This window comes from Amycolatopsis sp. NPDC052450 (assembly GCF_044547565.1).
Taxonomy (GTDB): Bacteria; Actinomycetota; Actinomycetes; order Mycobacteriales; family Pseudonocardiaceae; genus Amycolatopsis.
The window spans coordinates 129,475-151,088 of record NZ_JBIUAQ010000014.1 but is presented as its reverse complement, the minus strand read 5'-3'; the positions used below and the strand labels follow the sequence as shown (position 1 = coordinate 151,088).

Genomic DNA, 21,614 nt, shown 5'->3' with positions numbered 1-21,614 from the left:
GCCCGTACACTGATCGTGTGGACATCCTCTTGGAGTGAGCTCCTCGCCTGCCCGACGGCAGGCGAGTCGAAGCTGTCCGCTCATCCACCCCCTTTTACCGGGAGTTCCCGTGATCACGGCCTCTGGCCTGCAGCTGCGCGCCGGTTCGCGCATTCTGCTCGACGAAACCAACGTCCGCATCCAGCAGGGCGACCGCATCGGCCTGGTCGGCCGCAACGGCGCCGGCAAGACCACCTCGCTCAAGGTGCTGGCCGGAGAGGGCGAGCCGCATGCCGGCGAGGTCCGCCGCAGCAGCGAGCTCGGCTACCTGCCGCAGGATCCGCGTGAGGGCGACCTGTCCGTCACCGCGAAAGACCGCGTGCTCTCCGCCCGCGGCCTCGACTCGTTGATGCGCAACATGGAAAAGGCGCAGACCGCGATGTCGGAGCTGGTGGACGACAAGGAGCGCGACAAGGCGATCAGCCGCTACAGCCGTCTCGAAGAGCGCTTCGCCTCCCTCGGCGGGTATGCCGCCGAGAGCGAAGCGGCGCGGATCTGTTCCAACCTCGGCCTCGCCGACCGCGTGCTCGAACAGACGCTGCAAACGCTCTCGGGTGGTCAGCGCCGTCGCGTGGAGCTGGCCCGGATCCTGTTCGCCGCCGCCGAAGCGGGCGCGGGCGGCAAATCCGAGACGATCCTGCTGCTAGACGAGCCCACCAACCATCTCGACGCCGACTCCATCAACTGGCTTCGCGGCTTCCTGAAGCAGCACGACGGCGGTCTCGTGGTGATCAGCCACGACGTCGAACTGCTGGCGGACGTGGTCAACAAGGTGTGGTTCCTCGACGCGACCCGAAGCGAGCTGGACCTGTACAACATGGGCTGGCAGCGCTACCTCGACGCGCGCGCCACCGACGAGAAGCGCCGCCGCCGCGAGCGGGCGAATGCCGAGAAGAAGGCGGCCACGCTGCAGCAGCAGGCCGCGAAACTCGGTGCCAAGGCGACGAAGGCGGTGGCCGCCAAGAACATGGCCCGCCGCGCCGAGCAGATGCTGTCCGCGCTCGACGAGACCCGGCAGGCCGACAAGGTCGCCCGGATCAAGTTCCCCGAGCCCGCGCCGTGCGGCCGCACGCCGCTCACCGCGGAGGGGCTTTCGAAGTCCTACGGTTCGCTCGAGATCTTCACCGGAGTCGACCTCGCCATCGACCGCGGGTCGAAGGTCGTCGTACTCGGATTGAACGGTGCGGGAAAGACGACTTTGCTCCGGCTGCTCGGCGGAATGGAAACTCCGGATACCGGTGAGACCATTCCAGGTCACGGATTGCGTTTGGGCTATTACGCACAGGAACATGAAACGCTCGACCACGATGCGTCCGTGTGGGAAAATATCCGTCACCTCGCCCCGGACACGGGAGCGCAAGAGTTGCGGAACCTTCTCGGGTCGTTCCTCTTCACCGGCGAGCAACTCGATCAGCCCGCCGGCACGCTCTCCGGTGGCGAGAAGACGAGGCTCGCGCTCGCCGGTCTGGTGTCCAGCGCTGCCAACGTTTTGCTGCTCGACGAGCCGACTAACAACTTGGACCCGGCCAGCCGTGCCCAGGTCCTGGACGCTTTGCGCAGCTTCGCCGGAGCCGTCGTCCTGGTGACGCACGACCCGGGCGCCGTCGAGGCACTGGAGCCGGAACGCGTGATCCTGCTGCCGGACGGAACCGAGGACCATTGGTCGGCGGATTATCTGGAACTTGTCCAGCTTGCGTGACGCCTGCGTCCGTTCGGGTGCTTGATCGATGCCCTCCGGCCACTGAAATGGCCCAATGTGATCGCGGTTTCGGCAGTTTTGCGCTCGTCGTCTGGCATTCCGGCGCTCAGTGTTCGATCATTGCGGCGACAGGGGCCGTTATGTGGCCCAGAACACTCTCGGCGGGAAGGCGATCGACGTGGCTGATCTCAAGAAAGGCGCGCGGATCACCGGCAACACGCGTGACAAGCTGGCCGCTGACCTGAAGAAGAAATACGAGAAGGGCTCGAGCATCCGCGCCCTCGCGGAGTCCACGGGTCGCTCGTACGGGTTCGTGCACCGGGTCCTCTCGGAGTCCGGCGTCCAGCTGCGCGGCCGTGGCGGTGCCACCAGGGTCAAGAAGAAGTAGTCACGAGGAAGTAGCGGACTGCTGCGCGGGGGGCGCAGTTCCCTTTCCAGGGACCGCTGTTTCACGGGTTTCCGCGGCCAGGAAGGCCAGCCTGGCACCGAGCAGGACCAGCGGATACACCAGGTACCCGTACCTGGTCGCCGGAGTGAGCATGATCAGCGCGACGAGCCCCACGGCCATCCGCAGCAGCGCGTCCGAGCCGGTCGCGGGAGGACGGCGCAGTAGCCAGACCAGGATCGCGACGGCCGCGATCCCGAGCAGGGTGAAGGAAATCGCCGTGCCCACCGGGCCGAGCGAGGCGATGAGGTGGCCGGGCAACGGGCTCGCCGCAGGTGACTTGATCACGCCGATTCCCAGCGGGAACCGGAAGACGTGTTCGACGAAAGCCTTGGGGTCGACCAAGTAGACGGGTACGTGCAGGACGACGGTCGTCACCACGAGTGCCGCGGCGAACCCGCCCAGTGCGCGAGGACCACGCCGCGTGATCAACAGGACACCCAGCACCACGATCGCGGGTGCGACGATGAGTTTCGCGCTGACCACCAGCGCCAGCACCAGACCCGACAGCATCGCGCGGCCGGTCGTGGCCAGCGCGAAGGACAGCACCAGCAGGCCGGCGATGGCCAGATCCGGGCCGGCGACCGCCCAGGTCAGCGCGGTCAGCGGGCAGGCGAGCGCGAGTTGTGCCGCACTCACCGGGATCTTCGGCCACTTCAGCAGCCGCAGCGTCAGCAGCACACACGCGACGGCCGCCAGCGCGAACATCCAGCGCGCGTCGGTGAGGGCGTTCGCGACCGGTCCGCCACCCGCCAAGGCGCGCGGCAGACCGAACACGGTCATCACCGGACCGTATGGTGTGTAATCGTTTACTTCCACCGCGCGACCGAGCGCGGTGACGTCGACGTACGGGGTTCCGTTCTCCAGAAGGAGTTTCGCCGACCGCTCGATCACCCAGACCTCGGGCTGGGCGGCCCACGAGTTCGGCGTGACGAGCCAGTCCACTCCGGTCAGACGGCGAATGACGAGCATTCCCAACGGAAGGATCATCGCGAACAGGCCGATCGCCCCGATACCGATCCACCGCGAACCGAGCTTGCCGGACGGGCGTTCGCCGCGCCGGGCGGCGATCAGCAGCCAGCCGGAGTGGGCCACGGCGAGGCCGTAACCCGCTACAGCGAAGTTCGCCCACACACGATAACCGTAGAACTCCGCGACGGCCGTGTTCACGACGGCGAAGACGAGACAGCCCGTGTAGAAGACCAGGTCTGTGGTCAGTCGTCGCCGGTCGGGGTCCATGGTCACCGGCTCAGGCTACCGACGTGGCCGCGTCCGCCGGAAAGAGGACGCGGAAACCGGGAAGCATCCGGTGTGCTCCGGTGTTGGTCATGCTTATATCCGGGAAAACCCTCGACTAATATCGAGGTTCTGGGGGTAAGAGAGGGTTCTCATGGACAACACTTGGTCGCTGATGAACTCGGCGATGAAGTCGGCCGACGTTCCGAAGGGTCTGCACAAGGGCACGCTCCGCCGCGTCGCGCGGTTCGCCAGGCCGCATTGGCGGAGGCTGCTGATCTTCCTGGTGCTCACCGTCGTGTCGGCGGTGCTGGCGGTGAGCACGCCGGTGCTGGCCGGGAAGGTGGTCGACGCGATCATCGGCGGGCACGACGTCGCGCTGGTGGTGTGGCTGGCCGTGGTGATCGCGGTGCTGGCGCTGATCGACGCCGGACTCGGGCTGGCGGAACGGGCGCAGTCGTCGAGGATCGGCGAGGGGATCATCCTCGACCTGCGGCTCGCGGTGTACCGGCACGTGCAGCGGATGCCGGTCGCCTTCTTCACGCGCACCCGCACCGGCGCGCTGGTGAGCAGGCTCAACAACGACGTCATCGGCGCGCAGCGCACGTTCACCGCGACACTGTCCGGATTGGTCACCAACGTGATCCAGCTCGTGCTGTCGCTGGTGGTCATGATGACGCTGTCCTGGCAGGTCACGCTGCTGGCGCTGGTGCTGCTGCCGGTGTTCATCCTGCCGACGCGGCGGCTCGGGCGGCGGATGGCCGCGCTGCAGCGGGAGGCGGGGCAGCTCAACGCGTCGATGACCACGCAGATGACCGAACGGTTCTCCGCGCCGGGCGCGACACTGGTGAAGCTGTTCGGCGACCCGGCGCGCGAGGTGGGCGACTTCGGCTCGCGGGCCGGGCGGGTGCGCGACATCGGGGTGCGGACGGCGATGCTGACGCGCTGGTTCCTGACCAGCCTGACCACGGTCTCCGCGCTCGCGCAGGCCCTGGTCTACGGGCTGGGCGGTTACCTCGCGCTGACCGGGGCACTCGCGCCGGGCACCGTCGTGGCGCTGGCGCTGCTGCTGACCAGGCTGTACTCGCCGCTCACCGCGCTGGCGAACGTCCGGGTGGACGTGATGACCGCGCTGGTGTCGTTCGAGCGGGTCTTCGAAGTACTCGACCTCAAGCCGATGATCGAAGAGAAGCCGGAACCGCGCCGCGTTCCCGAAGGCCCGGTTTCGGTGGAGTTCTCGGACGTCCGGTTCGGCTACCCCGCCGCGAACCGGTACTCGCTGGCGTCGCTGGAGGACGTGTCCACTTTGGATCACCGAGGCGGCGAAGAGGTGTTGCACGGCATCAGCTTCCGCGCCGAACCCGGGCAGATGGTGGCGTTGGTCGGTTCGTCCGGGGCGGGCAAGTCGACGATCGCCTCGCTGCTGCCGCGCCTCTACGACGTCGACGCCGGATCGGTCCGCTTGTCCGATGTGGACGTTCGCGACCTGGGTTTCGCCGCGCTGCGGGAAACCGTCGGCGTGGTGACCCAGGACGGGCATCTCTTCCACGACACGATCCGGGCGAACCTCGAATACGCGCGGCCCGGCGTCACCGATGCCGAGATCTGGTCGGCGCTGGAGAAGGCGCGGCTGGCCGAGCTGATCCGGGACCTGCCGGACGGGCTGGAGACACTGGTGGGGGAGCGGGGCTACCGGCTCTCCGGCGGGGAACGGCAGCGGCTGACCATCGCCCGGCTCCTGCTGGCTCAGCCGAGGGTCGTCGTCCTCGACGAGGCGACCGCGCATCTGGACTCGCAGTCCGAGGCCGCCGTCGGCGAGGCGCTGACCGACGCGCTCGACGGGCGGACCGCGCTGGTCATCGCGCACCGGTTGTCGACGGTGCGGGCGGCGGACCAGATCCTGGTGATCGAGCACGGGGAGATCGTCGAGCGGGGAACGCACGAAGAGCTCCTCGCGCGGGAAGGGCGCTACGCGGCGCTGTACCTGACGCAGTTCTCGGAGGAGCCTGCGGCCGCGTGACCTTCAAGGGTCGCTTCCCCCGTGATGTGTCATGAAAGGGTCGTTCAGGACGTTTTTCGTCCTGAACGACCCTTTCATGACATCCGGGGACGGTCAGGCGAGGGCGGGGGACGCGAAGGTCGCGTTCACCAGCGCCATCTTCCGCGGATCGTCCCGCATCAGCGGCCCCATCCGGTTCATCGTGTAGCCGAAGGCGATCCCGCTCTCGGGATCCGCGCCGCCTGACGAGCCGCCGAGCCCGTCGTGCCCGAACGCGCGAGGGTTCGGGCCGAAGCCGCGTTCCTCGCTGCCGAGGTAGAACCCCAGCGCCCATTCGTTGCCCAGTCCGCCGACGACGTCGGCCTCGCGGCCCTGTCCTTCGCGGGCGGTCGCGAGCGCTCCGGCCGAGAGCAGGCGGCCGGAGGCGAGCGCGCCGTAGATGGTCGCGATGGCCTTTGCGGTGCCGTGTCCGTTCAGGGCGGGCAGGATCGCGCGCCGCCAGGCCGGATCGTTGGCGTCGCGGCCTTGGACGCGCGGGTTCGCCAGCGCCGCGAGCGCGGGCGGGCCGGCGTTGGCGAACGCCTGCGCCAGCGCGCTCTTCATCTCGTCGCCCAGCACGGGCTCGACGAGGGTGGAGCAGCGCGCCAGATCGTCGTCGGAGTCCAGGCCGATCCGGAAGTCCGCCTCCAGCGGGCCGGCGATGTGCGCGGCGAAGTACGCGCGGACGTCCTGCTCGCTCACCCGGCGGATCACCTCGCCGACGAGGAAACCGAACGACAGCGCGTGGTAACCGCTGACGGTGCCCGGTTCGAAGAGCGGCGCCTGCGCGGCGAGCAGTCCGGTGATGTGCTCCCAGTCGTACAGTTCCCCGACCGTCACCGGCCGGTCGAGGCCGATGCCGGTCACGCCGGAGCGGTGCGAGAGCAGCCAGCGCACCGGGATGTCCTGTTTGCCCGCCGCCGCGAACTCCGGCCAGTATTTCGCGACCGGCGCGTCGAGGTCGAGCAGACCGGCGTCGGCGAGGTGGTGCGCGCAGAGCGCGGTCATGCCCTTGGTGGTCGACCAGACGTTGGTGAGCGTGTCCGCCCGCCACGGGATCGTCCGGTCCGGATCGGCCCAGCCCGCCCAGAGGTCGACCACGGTCTCGCCGTGCCGGGTCACCGAGAAGGCGGCGCCGATCTCACCGCGTCCGGCGAAGTTCTCCTCGAAGGCGGAAAGGACGGGTTCGAACCCCGCCGCGCAATCACCGTGGATCTCGGGCATGGGTACGAACCTCCTGCGGACACCGACCGGTCGGTATGTGACCGTAGAAGTGTCGCGCGGACGAGTCAAGGAACTCGTCCGCGCGGGCGAGGAGCTAGCGGAGCGCGGGGACCCGCTCGCCGTACTTGGCCAGCAGCGCGGCGTTGGCCTCGTCGCCACCGTCCACGTTGGAACTGCGCCACAGCGGGATGTCGACGCCCTGCGCCGCACCGAGGTCCACGACCTCGGCGAGGACGAGGTTCCACAGGAACGCGTTGATCACAGTGGACAGTGGCGCGGTCCGCGGCGCGTCCGGCGGATAGCTCGAGTCGCCGGGGCGGACGTGGGAGTCGAGCACGATGCTCGCTTCTTCGATCAGTGTCGTCGCCGCGCGTTTGGGCGCCGCGGCCACGGACGCGGCCGAACTCACCGCGATGACCGACGCCCCGCGCTTCCGCGCCCCGGCGGCCAGTTCGACCGGGTACGGGTTGACGCCCGAGGTCGAGAACACCACCAGCAGGTCGTCCGGCCCCGGCGCGCGCTCGGCCAGCACCTCTTCGGCGAGCCCGGAGCGGCGCTCGGTCTTGGTGCTGTGCTGCGCGCCGTGCAGTGGCAGCAGTTCGGGGTGGTAGACCGGGTACACACAGGCGAGCCCGCCCGCGCGGTAGAAGGTCTCGGCGACCGCGGCCAGCGAATGCCCGGCCCCGGCGGTGAACACCAGGGCGTCCGCCCGGATGACGTCCAGGATCAGCTCGGCCGATTTCCGGATCTGCGCCGCGTTACCCCGTTCGGCTTCCGCGAGCCGTTCGGCGACGTCTGCATAACGTTCGGTGGTGCTCACCACATCCGCCCTTCCGTCTGGAGGTCAGCGACGAATGTATCGCGTGGACCAATGGCCGAAGTGGAATACATCGGGTCATGATCGAGGTTGACCCGATCACTGCGGCCGGGGTTTCGGAGACTGGAGGGCCCAGGGTGAACGAGGCTGATCCCGCGGTGCGGACTTGGCGAGCACGCGGCCAGGTGAAGGCCGTGGTGCTGGTACTGCACGGCGGCGCGGAGCACAGTCATGCCCGCGTGGCGCCGTGGCGGCTGGCGTACCAGCGGATGGTGCCGCTGGCGAAGGACGTCCACCGGGCGTGCCGGGAGCACGGGGTCGAGGTGCGGCTGCTGCGCAACCGGATCTACGGCTGGAACGATCACGGTACCGATGCGCTCGCCGACGCGCGCTGGGCGTTGAAACAGATCCACGACGATCACCCGGATGTGCCGGTGATCCTCGTCGGCCATTCGATGGGCGGGCGGGTCGCCCTGCGCGTCGCCGACGATCCGGCCGTGACCGGGGTCTGCGCGCTGGCCCCGTGGACACCACCGGGTGAATCCATCGACGCCGTCGGCGGTCGCGCCGTGCTCATCGCGCACGGGACCAAGGACCGGATGACCGATCCGGTGGCCTCACACGCTTTCGCCGAACGCGCCGAAAAGGTGACGTCGCGGTCCGCGCGGTTCGAGATCGGTGGCGAAGGGCATGCGATGTTACGCAGATCTCGCGTCTGGAACCGCCTCATACGGGCCTTCACCCTTGAGCTGATCGAAGCCGGGGGAACCGACGAAACCCTGAGCGGGGCCTGGGGACGGCCGAGCTCGGAACGGCTGCGGATCCCGGTCTGAACCGGGTGGGAGGGAGTACTGATGTCCACGTTCAGCGTCGATCGGGCGGCCGGTTCGTCCGGCCTGCCCGTCCCTGACGAAACCCGGTGGCCGGGGCTGGCCACCCCGCCGCATTCCCCGTTCCGGGCGCGGATCGCCGAGCAGTTGTTCCGGCACGCGGTGCGCCCGTTGAACGTCCGCGTGCGCATGCCCGACGGCTCGCTGCTGGGCGCGGGCGGCCCGGACGCGCCCGAGATGCGGCTCAATCGCCCTGCCGCCTTCTTCCACCGCCTCGGCGTGGACGCGAAGATCGGCTTCGGCGAGGCGTACATGGTCGGCGACTGGACGAGCGACGCGCTCGCCGAGGTGCTGACCCCGTTCGCGGAGCGGATGGCGACGCTCATCCCGCCGCTGCTGCAACGGTTCCGCCGGTTCGTCGACCGCGGCCACCCCGCCGCCGAGGAGAACACCATCGAGGGTTCGCGGGCGAACATCCATCGCCACTACGACCTGTCCAACGAGCTGTTCGGCACGTTCCTGGACCCGTCGATGATGTACTCGTCGGCGTTGTTCGGCCCGGACGACGACCTCACCACCGCGCAGCACCGCAAGATCGACAGCGTCCTGGACTACGCGGGCGTCCGGGACGGCAGCACGGTGCTCGAGATCGGCACCGGCTGGGGCGAACTCTCGATCCGGGCCGCCGCACGCGGGGCCAAGGTCACGTCACTGACCATTTCCGAGGAACAGGCGAAGCTGGCGACCGAGCGTATCGCGGCGGCGGGCTTCGCCGACCGCGTCGACGTCCGGCTGTGCGACTACCGCGACTCGACCGGCGAGTACGACGCCGTGGTCAGTGTCGAGATGATCGAGGCCGTCGGCGAGCCGTACTGGCCCACGTTCTTCGAGACCATCGGGAAGCGGCTGAAGCCGGGCGGCAGGTTCGGCCTCCAGGCCATCACCATGGACCACGAACGCATGCTCGCCGCGGCCCGCTCGTACACCTGGATGCACAAGTACATCTTCCCCGGCGGGCTGATCCCGTCGACCACCTCGATCGAACAGGGCATGCTGGCCGACACCCGGCTGACTCTGCAAGGGGTGCGCGAGTTCGGCCAGGACTACGCGCACACGTTGCGACTGTGGCGGGAGAGATTCACCCAGCGGTGGGACGACATCACCGAACTGGGCTTCGACGACGTCTTCAAGCGGATGTGGGAGTTCTACCTGGCGTACTCCGAAGCGGGATTCCGCTCGGGGTATCTCAAGGTCCACCAGTTCGGATTCGCCGAAAACGGACGGTGAACGCCACCCAACCGATGCGGGGTGCCGGACGTCCTTCACCTAGGGTCTGCGGTTGACTGGGCCTTACACGCGAAATCGGGACGGGTGATTCGGCATGACGTATGGAGGCGACGACCGAGGGCGACGGATGCCGCCACAGCGGCCGCCGTCCGGCCGCCCCCGGCGGCACCAGCCGGCGCAGATGATGCCGCTGCCTGGCCGGGGAAGCAGCCCGTACGACGAGCGGACCGCGCCCATGGGGCACGGCGGTCAGGAACGTCCCGCCGGTCCGCCGCCGCGTCGTCCCGGCCCGCCGCAGCCCCCTTCCGGCCGCCCTTCCGACGGCGCGCGGCCGCCGGCGCGACGCAAGCGCTGGGGCTTCGGCAAGGTGCTGGTCACCCTGCTGACCGTGTTCGTGGTGTTCCTCGCCGGAGTGTGGGTGTACCTGGAGTTCTCCATCAACCGCGTCGACGCGCTGGCCGAATACACCGGCCGCCCCGTCGCGGCCGAGGGCACCAACTGGCTGATCGTGGGCTCCGACAGCCGGGACGGGCTGACGGCCGAGGAACAGGAGAAGCTGGTCACCGGCGACTCCAAGGCCGCCGGCGGCGGCAAGCGGACCGACACCATCATGATCGCGCACGTCCCGTCCAACAGCACCAAGCCGACGCTGCTGAGCCTCCCGCGCGACTCGCAGGTGACCATCCCGGGACACGGCAAGAACAAGATCAACGCCGCGTTCTCGATCGGCGGCCCGGCACTGCTCGCGCAGACCGTCGAAGGCGCCACCGGCCTGCGCATGGACCACTACGCCGAGATCGGCTTCGGCGGGTTCGCCAAGATCGTCGACGCGATCGGCGGGGTCCACATGTGCGTCGAGAAGCCGATGGAGGACACCCTCACCGGGATCAAGATCCCCGCGGGCTGCCAGGACCTCCAGGGTCCGCAGGCGCTCGGGTTCGTCCGCATGCGGCACAGCGACGCGACGCCGCGCTCGGACCTCGACCGCGTCGCCAACCAGCGCAAGTTCATCGGCGCGCTGGTCAGCGAGATCGGCAGCCCCGGCACCCTGCTGAACCCGTTCTCGCTGTTCCCGCTGCTGTCGACCGGACCCGACGCGCTGACGATGGACACCGGCGACCACGTGCACAACCTGGTGGGGCTGGCGCTGGCGATGCGCGGGATCTCCTCGGGCGGCGTCGTCACCACGACGGTGCCGGTGACCAACGGCTCGGCGGAGAACTGGGACAAGACGAAGTCGAAGCTGCTTTTCGACGCGTTGAAGAACGACACGGAGATCCCGGACAGCGCGATCCTGACCTGATCATCGGTCCTTTCGGTGCCATGAACGGTCCTTTCCTTGCAAAATTCGCAAGGAAAGGACCGTTCCTAGCGTTTTTGGTGCCTCGCGTGCTTCGGACGCTGCTCGCTGCCGGGCCGATGTCATGAAAGGGTCGTTCAGGACGTTTTTCGTCCTGAACGACCCTTTCATGACATCCGCGAGGCGGTCCGGGCCCGAAAACCGGAGGCGCCCGGAGCGAAGGCGAGTCACCATGGGCGGATGGAAGCGCCCGCCGAGACCCTCGCCGACGAAGTCGTCACGTTGCGCCGCTGGCAGCCGCGGCAACTCGAAACCCTCGCCGCCGTCGCGGGGGATTCGGCCGCGCATCTCGGCGCGTGGATGATCTGGGCCACCAACGGTTACGGCCTTCGCGAAGCCGCAGACTTCCTGGAGCACAGCACAAGGAACTGGGCCGAAGGCAAGACCTACGATTTCGCGATCCTCGCCGAGGACCACATCGTCGGCGGCACCGGCATGATCATCCATCCGGACCGGATCGAGATCGGCTACTGGCTCAGCCGGCACCACACCGGTCGCGGCTTCGTGACCAGGGCCGCGAAGCTCCTGACAGACGAGGCCTTCCGGCTCGGCGCGCCGGAGGTCGAGATCCGGCACGACGAGAACAACGTCGCGAGCGGCGCCGTGCCCGCGCGGCTGGGGTTCACGATGATCGGCGACGAGGCCACCGAACCGCCGCTCGCCCCCGCCTGCGCGGGTGTCACCAGGATCTGGCGGCTCAAGCGCCCTTAGTCTTGCGCTCGCGCAAGGCGGCTAGTGCCTTGTCGGCGTGCACGGTGAACTTCAGTTCGCTCTTGATCACTTCGAGCACCTCGCGGTCGGTGTCGATGACGAAGGTGTGCCGTTTGGCGTGCAGCGGGCTGAACTTGCGCCACACGCCGAACTGTTTCGCCACCGAACCGTCCACATCGGACAGTAGCGGATAGTCGAAGCCGTGTTTGGCCGAGAACTCCTGCTGTTTGGCGACGGCGTCCGGGCTGATCCCGACCCGATGCGCGCCCACCTCGGCGAATTCGGCGGCCAGATCGCGGAAGTGGCAGCTTTCCGCGGTGCAGCCGCTGGTCATCGCGGCGGGGTAGAAGAACAGCACGACCGGGCCGGACGAGAGGAAGTCCGACAGCGTGCGCTGCTCGCCCTTGTCGTCGGGAAGGGTGAAGTCCGGGGCGATGTCACCTTGGTCCATGGACGCGATCCTGTCACGTCAATGGGCGGAGCTGCGGTGTGCCCGGGAAAGTGACCGAACGCGTGAACCCGCCCGGCCGAAGGCCAGGCGGCGTCCTGCCGACGTCGATCGCGGTCGCGGGTTCACCTGAGAACACACGTCAATGGGCGTGGCGTTCGATGAGCTCGTCGACCTCGTCCCCGGTCGCGGAGTCCGCGACGAACGAACCACGCGCCGCGAGCACGCCGTATCGCCGGAGCCGTTCGGCCTGTTCGTGGTTGTGGACGCCTTCCGCGCCGATGCGGAGTTTCAGCTCCTTGGCCCTGGTGACCAGCTGGCACAGGTGGCGGACGTCGGCCTCGTCCTCGCCGTCGGCCAGCGCGTCGACCACGGCGCCGGACAGGATCACGTGGCGGACCGGCAGCCGGTGCCGCGGGATCAGTTCGAGATCGTCGGAGCCGGAGATCGTCAGCACGAGCTGGGCGCCCAGATCGGCCAGTACGGCGAAGGAGTCGAGCACCTCGCCGTTCGGGTCGAGTACGGATTCGCGGTCCGTGCACAGCCGCAGCGCCTGGGCGGGCAGGCTGTGCCGGTCGAGTTGTTCTTTGACCAGTAGCACCAGATCGGGCTCGATGGCCAGCCGGTTCGGCAGCCGCACGCAGACATCGGGCGCGGCTTCGCCGAACCTGTTGCGCCACCTCGCGGTGGCGGCGAGCGATTCGGCCAGCAGCCACCGGCCGAGCGGGATGGTCATCCCGGTGATCTGCGCGAGCGGGTAGAACTCGTCCGAGTCCAGTTCGCCCTTCTCCGGGTGGCTCCAGCGCAATCCGGCGTTGACCGCGGCCAGCTGGTCGGGGTTCGCGAGCTTCACCGTCGGCTGGTAGATCAGCGAGAACTCGCCGTTCTCCAGTGCTCCGGCGATGACCGCGCCCAGCTGGTAGCGGCCCCGGTCACGCGCGTCGAGTTCCGGGTCGAACAGCATCCATTGCGCCTTGCCCGCCTCCTTGGCGCGGTGCAGGGCGATTTCCGCGGCGCGAAGCAGGTCTTCGGGTCCGCCGTCGGCAACCGGGCGGACGACGATGCCCGCGCTCGCGCTGACCCCGATACCGTGCCCGCCGAGGTAGATCGGCTCGACCAGTTCCTCCAGAGCCTGCTCGACCAGTGCGATCACCTCGGGCGGGGTGAAGTCGCCGCGCAGCAGGACGGCGAAGCCGTCGCCGGACAGCCGGGCGACCGAACCGTTGTGCCTGCCGGTGAAGACGGACGTGAGCTTCTTCGCGACCCCACGCAGCACCTGATCGCCGACGCCGGCGCCCAGACCGTCGTTGATCACCTTGAAGCCGTCGACGTCGAGGTAGACGAGCGCGATCTGCTCGCTGCCGGACCCGGCCAGCGCGGCTTCGAGCGCGTTGCCGAAGGCGGTGGCGTTCGGCAGGCCGGTCAGCGGGTCGTGCACGTTCTGGTGCAGCAGTTGTTCCTGCAGCAGGTGGATCTCGTTGGCGTCGGCGACCATCAGCACCGGATAGGTCGAACCGGGCCGGTCGCCGGGCAGATCGGTCAGGGTCACGTCGACCCAGAGCGGGCCTTCCTCGCTGTGGTCCAGCAACAGGCGTTCCTGCTGGGTCGGCCTGCCCGCCGTCATGAGCTGCGAGAGCGCGTTCCGCAGCCGGGCGACGTCATGGTCGGCGGAGCCGAGATCGGGGATCTCCCGGCCGCGCAGTGCGCCGGGACGGCAGCCGAGGAGTTTGCCGAGGGCGATGTTCGCCTCGACGATCGTGCCGTGGGGATCGGCGAGCGCGATCCCGATGGGCGAGGCGGAATAGAGCTTGGAGAAGCGCTGCAGAGCGGGCTGGTGATCGGGCTCGGTCCGGACGGCGTCCTTGACGACGCCGAGCAGCAGCTGTTCGAGTTGCTCCTTGGGAAGCGATACTCCTTTAGTGTCAGCGAGCGTCTCGGCCCATCTCCGAGCTACGTCCACCAACCCTGGCGCGGAACCAGGCTCGGGCACACTTCACCTCTTCATGCGCGGTTTATGGCCAGCTCAGACCGGGTGTCCGGGCTCATGGGCCCACACTAGGTATGAGCCGACCGGGTGTAGTGCCACGGCATCATGCGCGATCCGGGGTGTCTACCGGCTGAAAGGGTGATCGCTACTACACGAGTGGTGACCGGATGTCACCAAGAGTACTCGATCGTGGATGTCCGTTTGGTCGGAGTTCAGCGCGCTGTCAGCCGGATCGGCAGGCCGTCCGCGGGAACGGGCAGCGAGACGTAGTCCCAGCGTGCGGTGTAGTCCTCCGGGACCGACCACCGATACGCCCGCAGCATCTCGTGCAGCAGGGCTTTCACTTCGAACGTCCCGAAATGCAGGCCGATGCACTTGTGTGCGCCGCCGCCGAACGGCATCCACGCGTAGCGGTGCGACTTGTCCTCGCGGCGTTGCTCGCCGAAGCGATCCGGGTCGAACCGCATCGGGTCGGTCCAGTACTCCGGCGCGAAATGATTGACGGTGGGGGAAACCCCGACGAGTGTCCCTTCGGGAATGAAGTGGCCGAGAACCTCGGTGTCCTTCACGGTCTTCCTTGCCAGCGAAGGAACCGGCGCCACCAGCCGCAGGGCTTCCTTGATCACCAGGTCCAGCGTCGTCAAGGTCTCCAGTGCCTCGATGTCCGGCACGTCGTCGCCGAGCGCGAGGGACTCCTGACGCGCGCGTTCCTGCCATTCGGGGTTCTTCGCGAGGTGGTAGACGGCCGCGGCGCTGGTGATGGTCGACGTGTCGTGCGCGGCCATCATGAGGAAGATCATGTGGTTGACCACGTCGGAGTCGGTGAAGCGATCACCGTCTTCGGTGGTGGCGTGGCACAAGGCGGTGAAGAGGTCGTCGCCGTCACTCGCCCGTTTCGCGGGCAGATTCGCCGAGAAGTAGCGTTCGAGGACCTTGCGGCCGTGCAGGCCCGCCGCCCAGCGGCCGCCGGGGACGGGAAAGCGCACGATGGCCGTGCCCGCGCGCACGGAATTCACGAACGCGCGGTTGATCGCGGCCGCGTCGTCGCCGGATCGCATACCCATGAACACCCGCGTCGCGACGTCGAGCGTGAGTTGCTTGAGGGACCAGTAGATCCGCGGGTTCGGCCGATCCGCCCACGCGGCGATGCCCTCGCGCAGGGCCGGGCCCATCTGGTCGACGTAGCCGGTGAGCCGTTGCCGGGTGAACGCCGCCTGCATGATCCGGCGGTGCAGGTGGTGCTCGCCGAAGTCGAGCAGCATCAGGCCGCGGTCGAAGAACTGCTCGATGAAGAACTTCCAGCCCTCCTGGGAGAAGGCCTTGTCCTTGTTCACCAACGCGATCTGCGTGGCCTCCGGGCCGGAGAGCGCGACGATGCGGCGGCCGAACGCGCCCATCCACGACACCGGGCCGTAGGTCTCGTAGCGTTTGAGGCCGAACTCGATGCCGAAGCGCATGAAGTCCAGCGCGTGCCCGATGACCGGCGGGCCCTCGTCGCCGAGGACGGGTTTGAGGCCCGGCGGGGCGGGTGCGAGTTCGCGGACCGGCCAGGTCGCGCCGAGCCAGCGCTGGTCGACCGAACGCGGCAAGGGGATCGACGTGAGCGGCGGGACCCGCTCGCGCAGTGCCCCGGTGACCTTTTCGACGGCGTTCGCCATGGTGACCATCTCCCCGCTGAGATCGGCTACCGCTCCACCATCGCACCCTTATTGACGTTCTGACAATACCCCGGTGGAAGTTCCGTGAAGGCCTCCTTGAGGGACCCAGGGTCCCTCAAGGAGGCCTTCACGGAACGTCAGGAGAGCTCGGCGCGGACCGCTCGGGCGGCCGCGACCAGATTCCGCAGGGCGGGCTCGACCTCGGCGTACCCGCGTGTCTTCAAGCCGCAGTCCGGATTGACCCAGATCCGCTCGGCGGGCACGGCGCCGACGGCGGTCCGCAGCAGTCCGCTCACCTCGTCGACATCGGGGACGCGCGGCGAGTGGATGTCGTACACGCCCGGCCCGACGCCGCGGCCGAAGCCCGCCGCGCCGAGGTCGGTGACGACCTCCATCTTCGACCGCGCGGCCTCGATGCTGGTGACGTCGGCGTCGAGCGCGTCGATCGCCTTGACCACCTCGCCGAACTCCGAGTAGCACATATGCGTGTGGATCTGCGTCGCGTCGTCGATCCCGGATGTCGCGAGCCGGAACGACGAAACCGCCCACGCGAAGTACGCCTCATGCGCCACCGCGCGCAGTGGGAGCAGTTCGCGCAGCGCCGGCTCATCCACCTGGATGACGCGGATGCCCGCCTCCTGCAGATCGTGCACCTCGTCGCGGATGGCCAGCGCCACCTGACGGGCGGTCTCGCCCAGCGGTTGATCGTCGCGGACGAACGACCACGCCAGGATCGTCACCGGGCCGGTCAGCATCCCCTTGACGGGCTTGCCGGTCAGGCTTTGCGCGTAGCGCGCCCACTCGACGGTCATCGGCGCCGGACGTGAGACGTCGCCGTACAGGATCGGCGGCCGGACACATCGCGAACCGTAGGACTGCACCCAGCCGAAGTCGGTGGCCGCGAACCCGGCCAGCCGCTCGGCGAAGTACTGCACCATGTCGTTGCGCTCGGGTTCGCCGTGCACCAGCACGTCCAGTCCGAGCTCCTCCTGCAGCCGGATGACGCGCTCGATCTCGGCCTTCATCGCGGCCTCGTAGCCCGCGTCGTCCAGTGAGCCCGCCTTGTGCGCGGCCCGCGCCTTGCGGACGCCGGTGGTCTGCGGGAACGAGCCGATCGTGGTGCTCGGCAACGGCGGCAGTCCCAGCGCGGCCTGCTGCGCCGCCGCCCGCTCGGCGTAGGGGGAGCGGACGGTGTCCTCCGGTCGCAGCGCCTCCAACCGGGCCCGCACCCCGGCGTCGGCCAGGTCGGCCGCCGTCGCGCGATCCGCGGCCGCGGCACGAGCGGCCGAGAGGTCGACGCCGTCTTCCTTCAACGCGCGTCCGAGCAGGACGACCTCGTCGACCTTCTGCTTCGCGAACGCCAGCCAGCCCTTCAGTCGCGGATGGAGCCCGTCCTCACGCTCGACGTCGTAGGGCACGTGCAGCAACGAGCAGGACGTCGACACACTGACCGACTTCGCGATGCCGAGCAGGGTCGCCGCCCGGCCGAGCGCGCGGGCGGGGTCGGTGCGCCAGACGTTGCGCCCGTCGACGACACCGGCCAGAACCTCCTTGTCCCGCAAGGCGGGTTCGGCGGCGACCGCGTCCACAAAGGACTCATCGGTGACGAGGTCGACAGCGATCGCGTCGATCGGGGAGCGCGCGAGCACGCCGAGGCCGCGCCCGAGACCACCGAAGTAGCCGGCGACCAGGATCTTCGGCCGCGCGGTCTCCTTCGCGAGGCGGTGGTAGGCGCGGATGAGCGCGTTGAGCTCCCGCTCGTCGCGGTCCGCGGCGAAGGCGGGCTCGTCGAACTGGACCCACTCGACGCCTTCGTCATGCAGGCGCCTTAGCAGCTCGACGTAGCCGTCGAGGAGGTTGTCGAGCAGATCCAGTGGACGGAAGCCCTCCAGAGCGGTCTCGCTCGCCTTCGCGAGCAGCAGGAATGTCACCGGTCCCACCAGCACCGGCCGCGTCTCGACGCCGATCGCGCGGGCCTCGCGGTACTCGTCGAGCGGTTTGGTGCCGGAGAGCGAGAACGACGTCTCCGGGCCGAGTTCGGGGACGATGTAGTGATAGTTCGTGTCGAACCACTTCGTCATTTCCATCGCCGGCGCGTCCTGCACGCCGCGCGCGGCGGCGAAGTAGGTGTCGAGCGGCGAAAGACCGAGCGTCGTGAAGCGCTCCGGCAGCACTCCGAACAGCTCGGCGGTGTCGAGCACCTGGTCGTAGTGGGAGAACGTGTTGGAGGGGACGGAATCCAGCCCCGCGTCCTTGAGGTCCCGCCAGGCCCGGGTGCGCAGCGCGCGGCCGGTGCCCAGCAGTTCGGCCTCGTCGATCTTGCCTGCCCAGTAGCGTTCGAGTGAACGCTTGAGCTCCCGGTCCGGTCCGATCCGGGGGTAGCCCAGCACAGTCGTGCCGATTTCGGTCACAGCTCTCTCCTCGCGAGCTTGTCGTGAGAGCCCGGAGCACGCAGGAGTGACCGCCGTTCGGTCGTGCCCATCCCACGAGGCCCGGACTCACGCACGCCGTCGGCGCGCGTACCACGGGCAGGTCTTCGGACTCGTGGGCGACTCGCTCGCTCCTACCGGCCGTCGCTTCCCGGGGCGCCATGTCCCAGTGCTTTACCGTGTCTCGCACGGTGACGGCTTTCGTTCCCACATACCGCTGCGGGGCAGTCCCGGATTCACACCGGGTTCCCTGTTACCTCGACCGGCCTGGGAGGCCGGGCGAACCAGTAGCACCTTGGAGAGTACCCAGGCGCGCTAGGGCCGTGGGCGGCGCAGCCCGTCCAGTACGAGGGTGATGACATCGTCGGCCTCGGCCCGCCACTCGGGGCGGTCATGGGCCGCGCCGATGCCGTGCAGTGCCATCATCACGGCGCCGGCGCCCACGTCGTCGCGAACGGCGCCGTCCCGCACGGCGGCGGCCACCAGCGCGGTGACGGCCTGCTCCAGCGCTTGGCCGCCTTCGGCGAGGGCACCCGAACGATCGGCCATGAGAGTGGCCAGCGTCCGTGCCAGGCCCGCATGGGCACCGATGTGGCCGACCATGTCGCGGAGGAAGGTCGCCAACGCCTCGGCCGCGGGCAGCGTGTCCTGTAGCCGTCGGGCGCGGTCGCACAGCGCGGCGACTTCCCCGCGGTAGACCGCCTCGGCCAGTGCCTCCCTGGTGGGGAAGTGGCGGTAAAGCGTGCCGGTGCCGACGCCGGCCAGGCTGGCGAAGTCATCGAAGCGCAGGTCGAAGAACTCTCCGGCGTCGAAGACCTCCCGGGCCTTGGCGAGCAGGGCCTCGCGCTTGCGCCGGGCGTCGGCCCGCAGCGGTTTGTCGGCGGTCATGCGCTCCCTCGCGTTGACAAGTGGAGATCATCTCCATATTTTCGAAAGTGGAGATAATCTCCACATCGATCTTACCTCGCGAGGTGCAGCTTGAAGATCCTGATGTTCGGCCGAGGCGTGATCGCCACCGTCTACGGCCGGGTCCTGCAGAAGGCGGGACATGAAGTCGAGTTCTACGTCCGGCCGGGCCGCGCGGCGACGTACGGGGACACGGTGGACCTCGACCTGCTCGACACGCGGCGTCGGGTGTGGGGCCAGCGCGTCGTCGAGAAGTGGCCGGTGCGCCTCCGCGAGACGCTGGAGCCGGACCACGACTTCGACCTGATCGTGCTCAGCGTGGCGCACCACCGCCTCCCGGAGGCGACGGCCTTCCTGGCCCCGCGCGTCGGCCAGGCCACGGTGCTGGTCTTCGGCAACATCTGGACCGAGCCGGCGGCCGCGATCGGCCCACTTCCCCTCGACCGGATCGCCTGGGGCTTTCCCCAGGCCGGTGGCGGCTTCGACGCGAACGGCGTGCTCCGCGGGATGCTGCTGCCGTCGGTCGTCTTCGGCACTCTCGGCAGGCCGCCGACCGATCGGGAACGGGCCGTGCGCCAGGCGTTTCGCGAGGCCGGGCTACGGATCAAGGAGCGGCCCGACTTCCGCGGCTGGCTGTGGGTCCATTTCGTGTCCGACGCCGGGCTGCTCTCGCAGGGCCTGCGGCTGGGGTCGCTGTCCGAGTTGGCCGGGTCGACGGGCGCTCTGCGCGAGGGGCTGCTGACCGGCCGCGAACTGCTGCCGCTTCTCGAGGCGCGCGGCCTCGACCTGCGTCGTCACCGGGTCGGTGTGCTGCTGTTCCGGGCGCCCACCTGGCTGACGGCTCCCGTTCTCGCCTGGCTGACCGCTCATTTCGCACCGGCGCGCGTGAGCGTCACGGCGCACTCCGACCTCGACGCCGAGGAGCCGCGTGAGGTCTGCCGGGACACCCTGGCCGAAGCGCGGCGGCTGGGCGTCCCGGTACCGCGCTTGGAAGCGGCGGAATCGTACTTCGCCCACGCCTGAACAGGACGACCCTGAAGTATTGAGAGGTATGGCAAAGTGTCCTGTCGGTGCCAAGTCCGTGAAGGCCTCCTTGAGGGACTCTGGGTCCCTCAAGGAGGCCTTCACGGACTTGGCGCTAGGTGGCGATCAGCGGGGTGCTTGCGGTTCTTGCGGCGGCAGAGGCTCGGAAACGGCGGTAGGTAGGCGAGCTGGTTGCCTTACCTCTCGATACATGAAGGCCCCCTTCCTGTACCTAAGCGCAAGGAAGGGGGCCTTCATGTACTACGGACTCAGGTGATCAGTCCCAGTCGAGGGCGCCACCGGACTGGTACTCGATGACGCGGGTCTCGAAGAAGTTCTTCTCCTTCTTGAGATCCATCGCCTCCGACATCCACGGGAACGGGTTCTCCGTCTCGCCGAAGATGGGCGCGAGGCCGATCTGCTGCGCGCGACGGTCGGTGATGAAGTGCATGTACTGCTCGATCAGCTCGGCCGAGAGCCCGAGCATGCCGCGCGGCATGGTGTCGCGGGCGTAGGCGACCTCGAGCTCGCACGCCTCGGTCAGCATGCCGCGGATCTCGGCCTGGAACTCCTCGGTCCACAGGTGCGGGTTCTCGATCTTGATCTGGTTGATGCAGTCGATGCCGAAGTTCAGGTGGATCGACTCGTCGCGCAGGATGTACTGGTACTGCTCGGCGATGCCGATCATCTTGTTCCGGCGGCCGAGCGAAAGGATCTGCGCGAAGCCGGTGTAGAACCACATGCCCTCGAAGATCACGTAGAACGCGACCAGGTCACGAAGGAAGTTCTGGTCGGCCTCGGGGGTGCCGGTCTCGAAGTCCGGGTTCTCGAGGTTCTGCGTGTACTTCAGCGCCCACGCGTCCTTCTCCGAGATGGACGGGACCTCGCGGTACATGTTGAACAGCTCGCCCTCGACCAGGCCGAGGCTCTCGCAGATGTACTGGAAGGTGTGCGTGTGCACGGCCTCCTCGAACGCCTGGCGCAGCAGGTACTGGCGGCATTCGGGGTTGGTGATCTGCCGGTACACCGCGAGCACGATGTTGTTGGCCACCAGCGATTCCGCGGTGGCGAAGAAGCCGAGGTTGCGCTTGAGCATGGTGCGCTCGTCCTCGGTGAGGCCGTCGGCCGACTTCCACAGCGCGATGTCGGCCTGCATGGCGACCTCGGTCGGCATCCAGTGGTTGTTGCAGCCGGCGAGGTACTTCTCCCACGCCCAGGTGTACTTCATCGGCAGCAGCTGGTTGACGTCGGCGCGGGCGTTGATCATCCGCTTGTCGTCGACGTTGATCCGGGCGGCGCCGACTTCGATCTCACCGAGGCCGGTGGCGTCGGTGGCGGGGTCAAAGGTGGTCATGAAAGCTCACTTCACGTGTGGGTCGTGAGTGGCGATTCGGGTCAGCACACCAAAAGCCACACACCACCCGGCGGGGACCGGCCCGCGTCGCAGGAGGGGGGGTGGAAACCGCAGGCGGCCCCC

At 68.5% G+C, this 21,614-nt stretch carries 17 protein-coding genes and 1 riboswitch; of the genes, 8 read left to right on the top strand and 9 right to left on the bottom strand.

The genetic code is table 11. The features are described 5' to 3' along the window. The first annotated feature begins 109 nt into the window (after positions 1–109). Together ACIHAO_RS23800 and ACIHAO_RS23795 are read left to right on the top strand one after the other, a co-directional pair. Positions 110–1,738 carry an ABC-F family ATP-binding cassette domain-containing protein gene (locus ACIHAO_RS23800; RefSeq protein ID WP_396561187.1) on the top strand — a complete coding sequence of 543 codons (1,629 nt, stop codon included), beginning with the start codon at positions 110–112 and terminating at the stop codon, positions 1,736–1,738. A 178-nt stretch (positions 1,739–1,916) separates the two neighbouring features. Beyond that, positions 1,917–2,126 carry a helix-turn-helix domain-containing protein gene (locus ACIHAO_RS23795; protein ID WP_003071237.1) on the top strand — a complete coding sequence of 70 codons (210 nt, stop codon included), beginning with the start codon at positions 1,917–1,919 and terminating at the stop codon, positions 2,124–2,126. On the opposite strand, the gene ACIHAO_RS23790 is transcribed toward ACIHAO_RS23795, so the two are convergent. Beyond that, complete coding sequence (locus ACIHAO_RS23790) at positions 2,127–3,428, bottom strand: glycosyltransferase 87 family protein (RefSeq protein ID WP_396561185.1); 1,302 nt, start codon at positions 3,426–3,428, stop codon at positions 2,127–2,129. A gap of 145 nt (positions 3,429–3,573) precedes the next feature. On the opposite strand from ACIHAO_RS23790, the gene ACIHAO_RS23785 reads away from it, so the two are divergent. After that, complete coding sequence (locus ACIHAO_RS23785; protein WP_396561183.1) at positions 3,574–5,439, top strand: ABC transporter ATP-binding protein; 1,866 nt, start codon at positions 3,574–3,576, stop codon at positions 5,437–5,439. A gap of 93 nt (positions 5,440–5,532) precedes the next feature. Here ACIHAO_RS23785 and ACIHAO_RS23780 read toward each other — a convergent pair whose 3' ends face one another. After that, positions 5,533–6,681, bottom strand: a complete 1,149-nt coding sequence (locus ACIHAO_RS23780; RefSeq protein ID WP_396561181.1) for a serine hydrolase domain-containing protein — start codon at positions 6,679–6,681, stop codon at positions 5,533–5,535. Positions 6,682–6,775: 94 nt separating this feature from the next. Beyond that, the gene (locus ACIHAO_RS23775; protein ID WP_125783797.1) at positions 6,776–7,504 is read right to left on the bottom strand and encodes an SIS domain-containing protein; all 729 of its coding nucleotides are present in this window, start codon (positions 7,502–7,504) and stop codon (positions 6,776–6,778) included. Between the two features lie 131 nt (positions 7,505–7,635). Here ACIHAO_RS23775 and ACIHAO_RS23770 point away from each other — a divergent pair, with 131 nt between their 5' ends. From ACIHAO_RS23770 to ACIHAO_RS23755, 4 genes are all read left to right on the top strand, one after another. After that, positions 7,636–8,331 carry an alpha/beta hydrolase gene (locus ACIHAO_RS23770; protein WP_396561178.1) on the top strand — a complete coding sequence of 232 codons (696 nt, stop codon included), beginning with the start codon at positions 7,636–7,638 and terminating at the stop codon, positions 8,329–8,331. A 21-nt stretch (positions 8,332–8,352) separates the two neighbouring features. Continuing rightward, complete coding sequence (locus tag ACIHAO_RS23765) at positions 8,353–9,615, top strand: class I SAM-dependent methyltransferase (RefSeq protein WP_396561176.1); 1,263 nt, start codon at positions 8,353–8,355, stop codon at positions 9,613–9,615. A gap of 94 nt (positions 9,616–9,709) precedes the next feature. Next, positions 9,710–10,918, top strand: coding sequence for an LCP family protein (locus ACIHAO_RS23760; RefSeq protein WP_396561174.1), 1,209 nt, complete (start codon positions 9,710–9,712; stop codon positions 10,916–10,918). Between the two features lie 237 nt (positions 10,919–11,155). Further along, positions 11,156–11,686: a GNAT family N-acetyltransferase gene (locus ACIHAO_RS23755; RefSeq protein ID WP_396561172.1), complete on the top strand. Its 531-nt coding sequence runs from the start codon at positions 11,156–11,158 to the stop codon at positions 11,684–11,686. Here the strand turns inward: ACIHAO_RS23755 and ACIHAO_RS23750 are convergent. The 5 genes from ACIHAO_RS23750 to ACIHAO_RS23730 form a co-directional block, all read right to left on the bottom strand. Beyond that, positions 11,673–12,137 carry a peroxiredoxin gene (locus ACIHAO_RS23750; protein WP_396561170.1) on the bottom strand — a complete coding sequence of 155 codons (465 nt, stop codon included), beginning with the start codon at positions 12,135–12,137 and terminating at the stop codon, positions 11,673–11,675. The genes ACIHAO_RS23755 and ACIHAO_RS23750 overlap by 14 nt on opposite strands. Before the next feature lie 139 nt (positions 12,138–12,276). Further along, positions 12,277–14,124 carry a putative bifunctional diguanylate cyclase/phosphodiesterase gene (locus ACIHAO_RS23745; RefSeq protein ID WP_396561168.1) on the bottom strand — a complete coding sequence of 616 codons (1,848 nt, stop codon included), beginning with the start codon at positions 14,122–14,124 and terminating at the stop codon, positions 12,277–12,279. 209 nt (positions 14,125–14,333) lie between these two features. Further along, positions 14,334–15,779: a cytochrome P450 gene (locus ACIHAO_RS23740; RefSeq protein WP_396561166.1), complete on the bottom strand. Its 1,446-nt coding sequence runs from the start codon at positions 15,777–15,779 to the stop codon at positions 14,334–14,336. 137 nt (positions 15,780–15,916) lie between these two features. Then, positions 15,917–18,190, bottom strand: coding sequence for a 5-methyltetrahydropteroyltriglutamate--homocysteine S-methyltransferase (gene metE / locus ACIHAO_RS23735; protein ID WP_396561164.1), 2,274 nt, complete (start codon positions 18,188–18,190; stop codon positions 15,917–15,919). Between the two features lie 98 nt (positions 18,191–18,288). After that, positions 18,289–18,512: riboswitch (cobalamin riboswitch) on the bottom strand. An 11-nt stretch (positions 18,513–18,523) separates the two neighbouring features. Further along, on the bottom strand, positions 18,524–19,096 hold the full coding sequence (locus tag ACIHAO_RS23730) for a TetR/AcrR family transcriptional regulator (RefSeq protein WP_396561162.1): 573 nt from the start codon (positions 19,094–19,096) through the stop codon (positions 18,524–18,526). A 90-nt stretch (positions 19,097–19,186) separates the two neighbouring features. Here ACIHAO_RS23730 and ACIHAO_RS23725 point away from each other — a divergent pair, with 90 nt between their 5' ends. Continuing rightward, a complete protein-coding gene (locus ACIHAO_RS23725; protein WP_396561160.1) occupies positions 19,187–20,137 on the top strand; it encodes a ketopantoate reductase family protein in 951 nt (316 codons plus the stop codon). Positions 20,138–20,414: 277 nt separating this feature from the next. Here ACIHAO_RS23725 and ACIHAO_RS23720 read toward each other — a convergent pair whose 3' ends face one another. Then, positions 20,415–21,491, bottom strand: a complete 1,077-nt coding sequence (locus tag ACIHAO_RS23720) for a ribonucleotide-diphosphate reductase subunit beta (protein ID WP_396561158.1) — start codon at positions 21,489–21,491, stop codon at positions 20,415–20,417. Between the last annotated feature and the right edge of the window lie 123 nt (positions 21,492–21,614).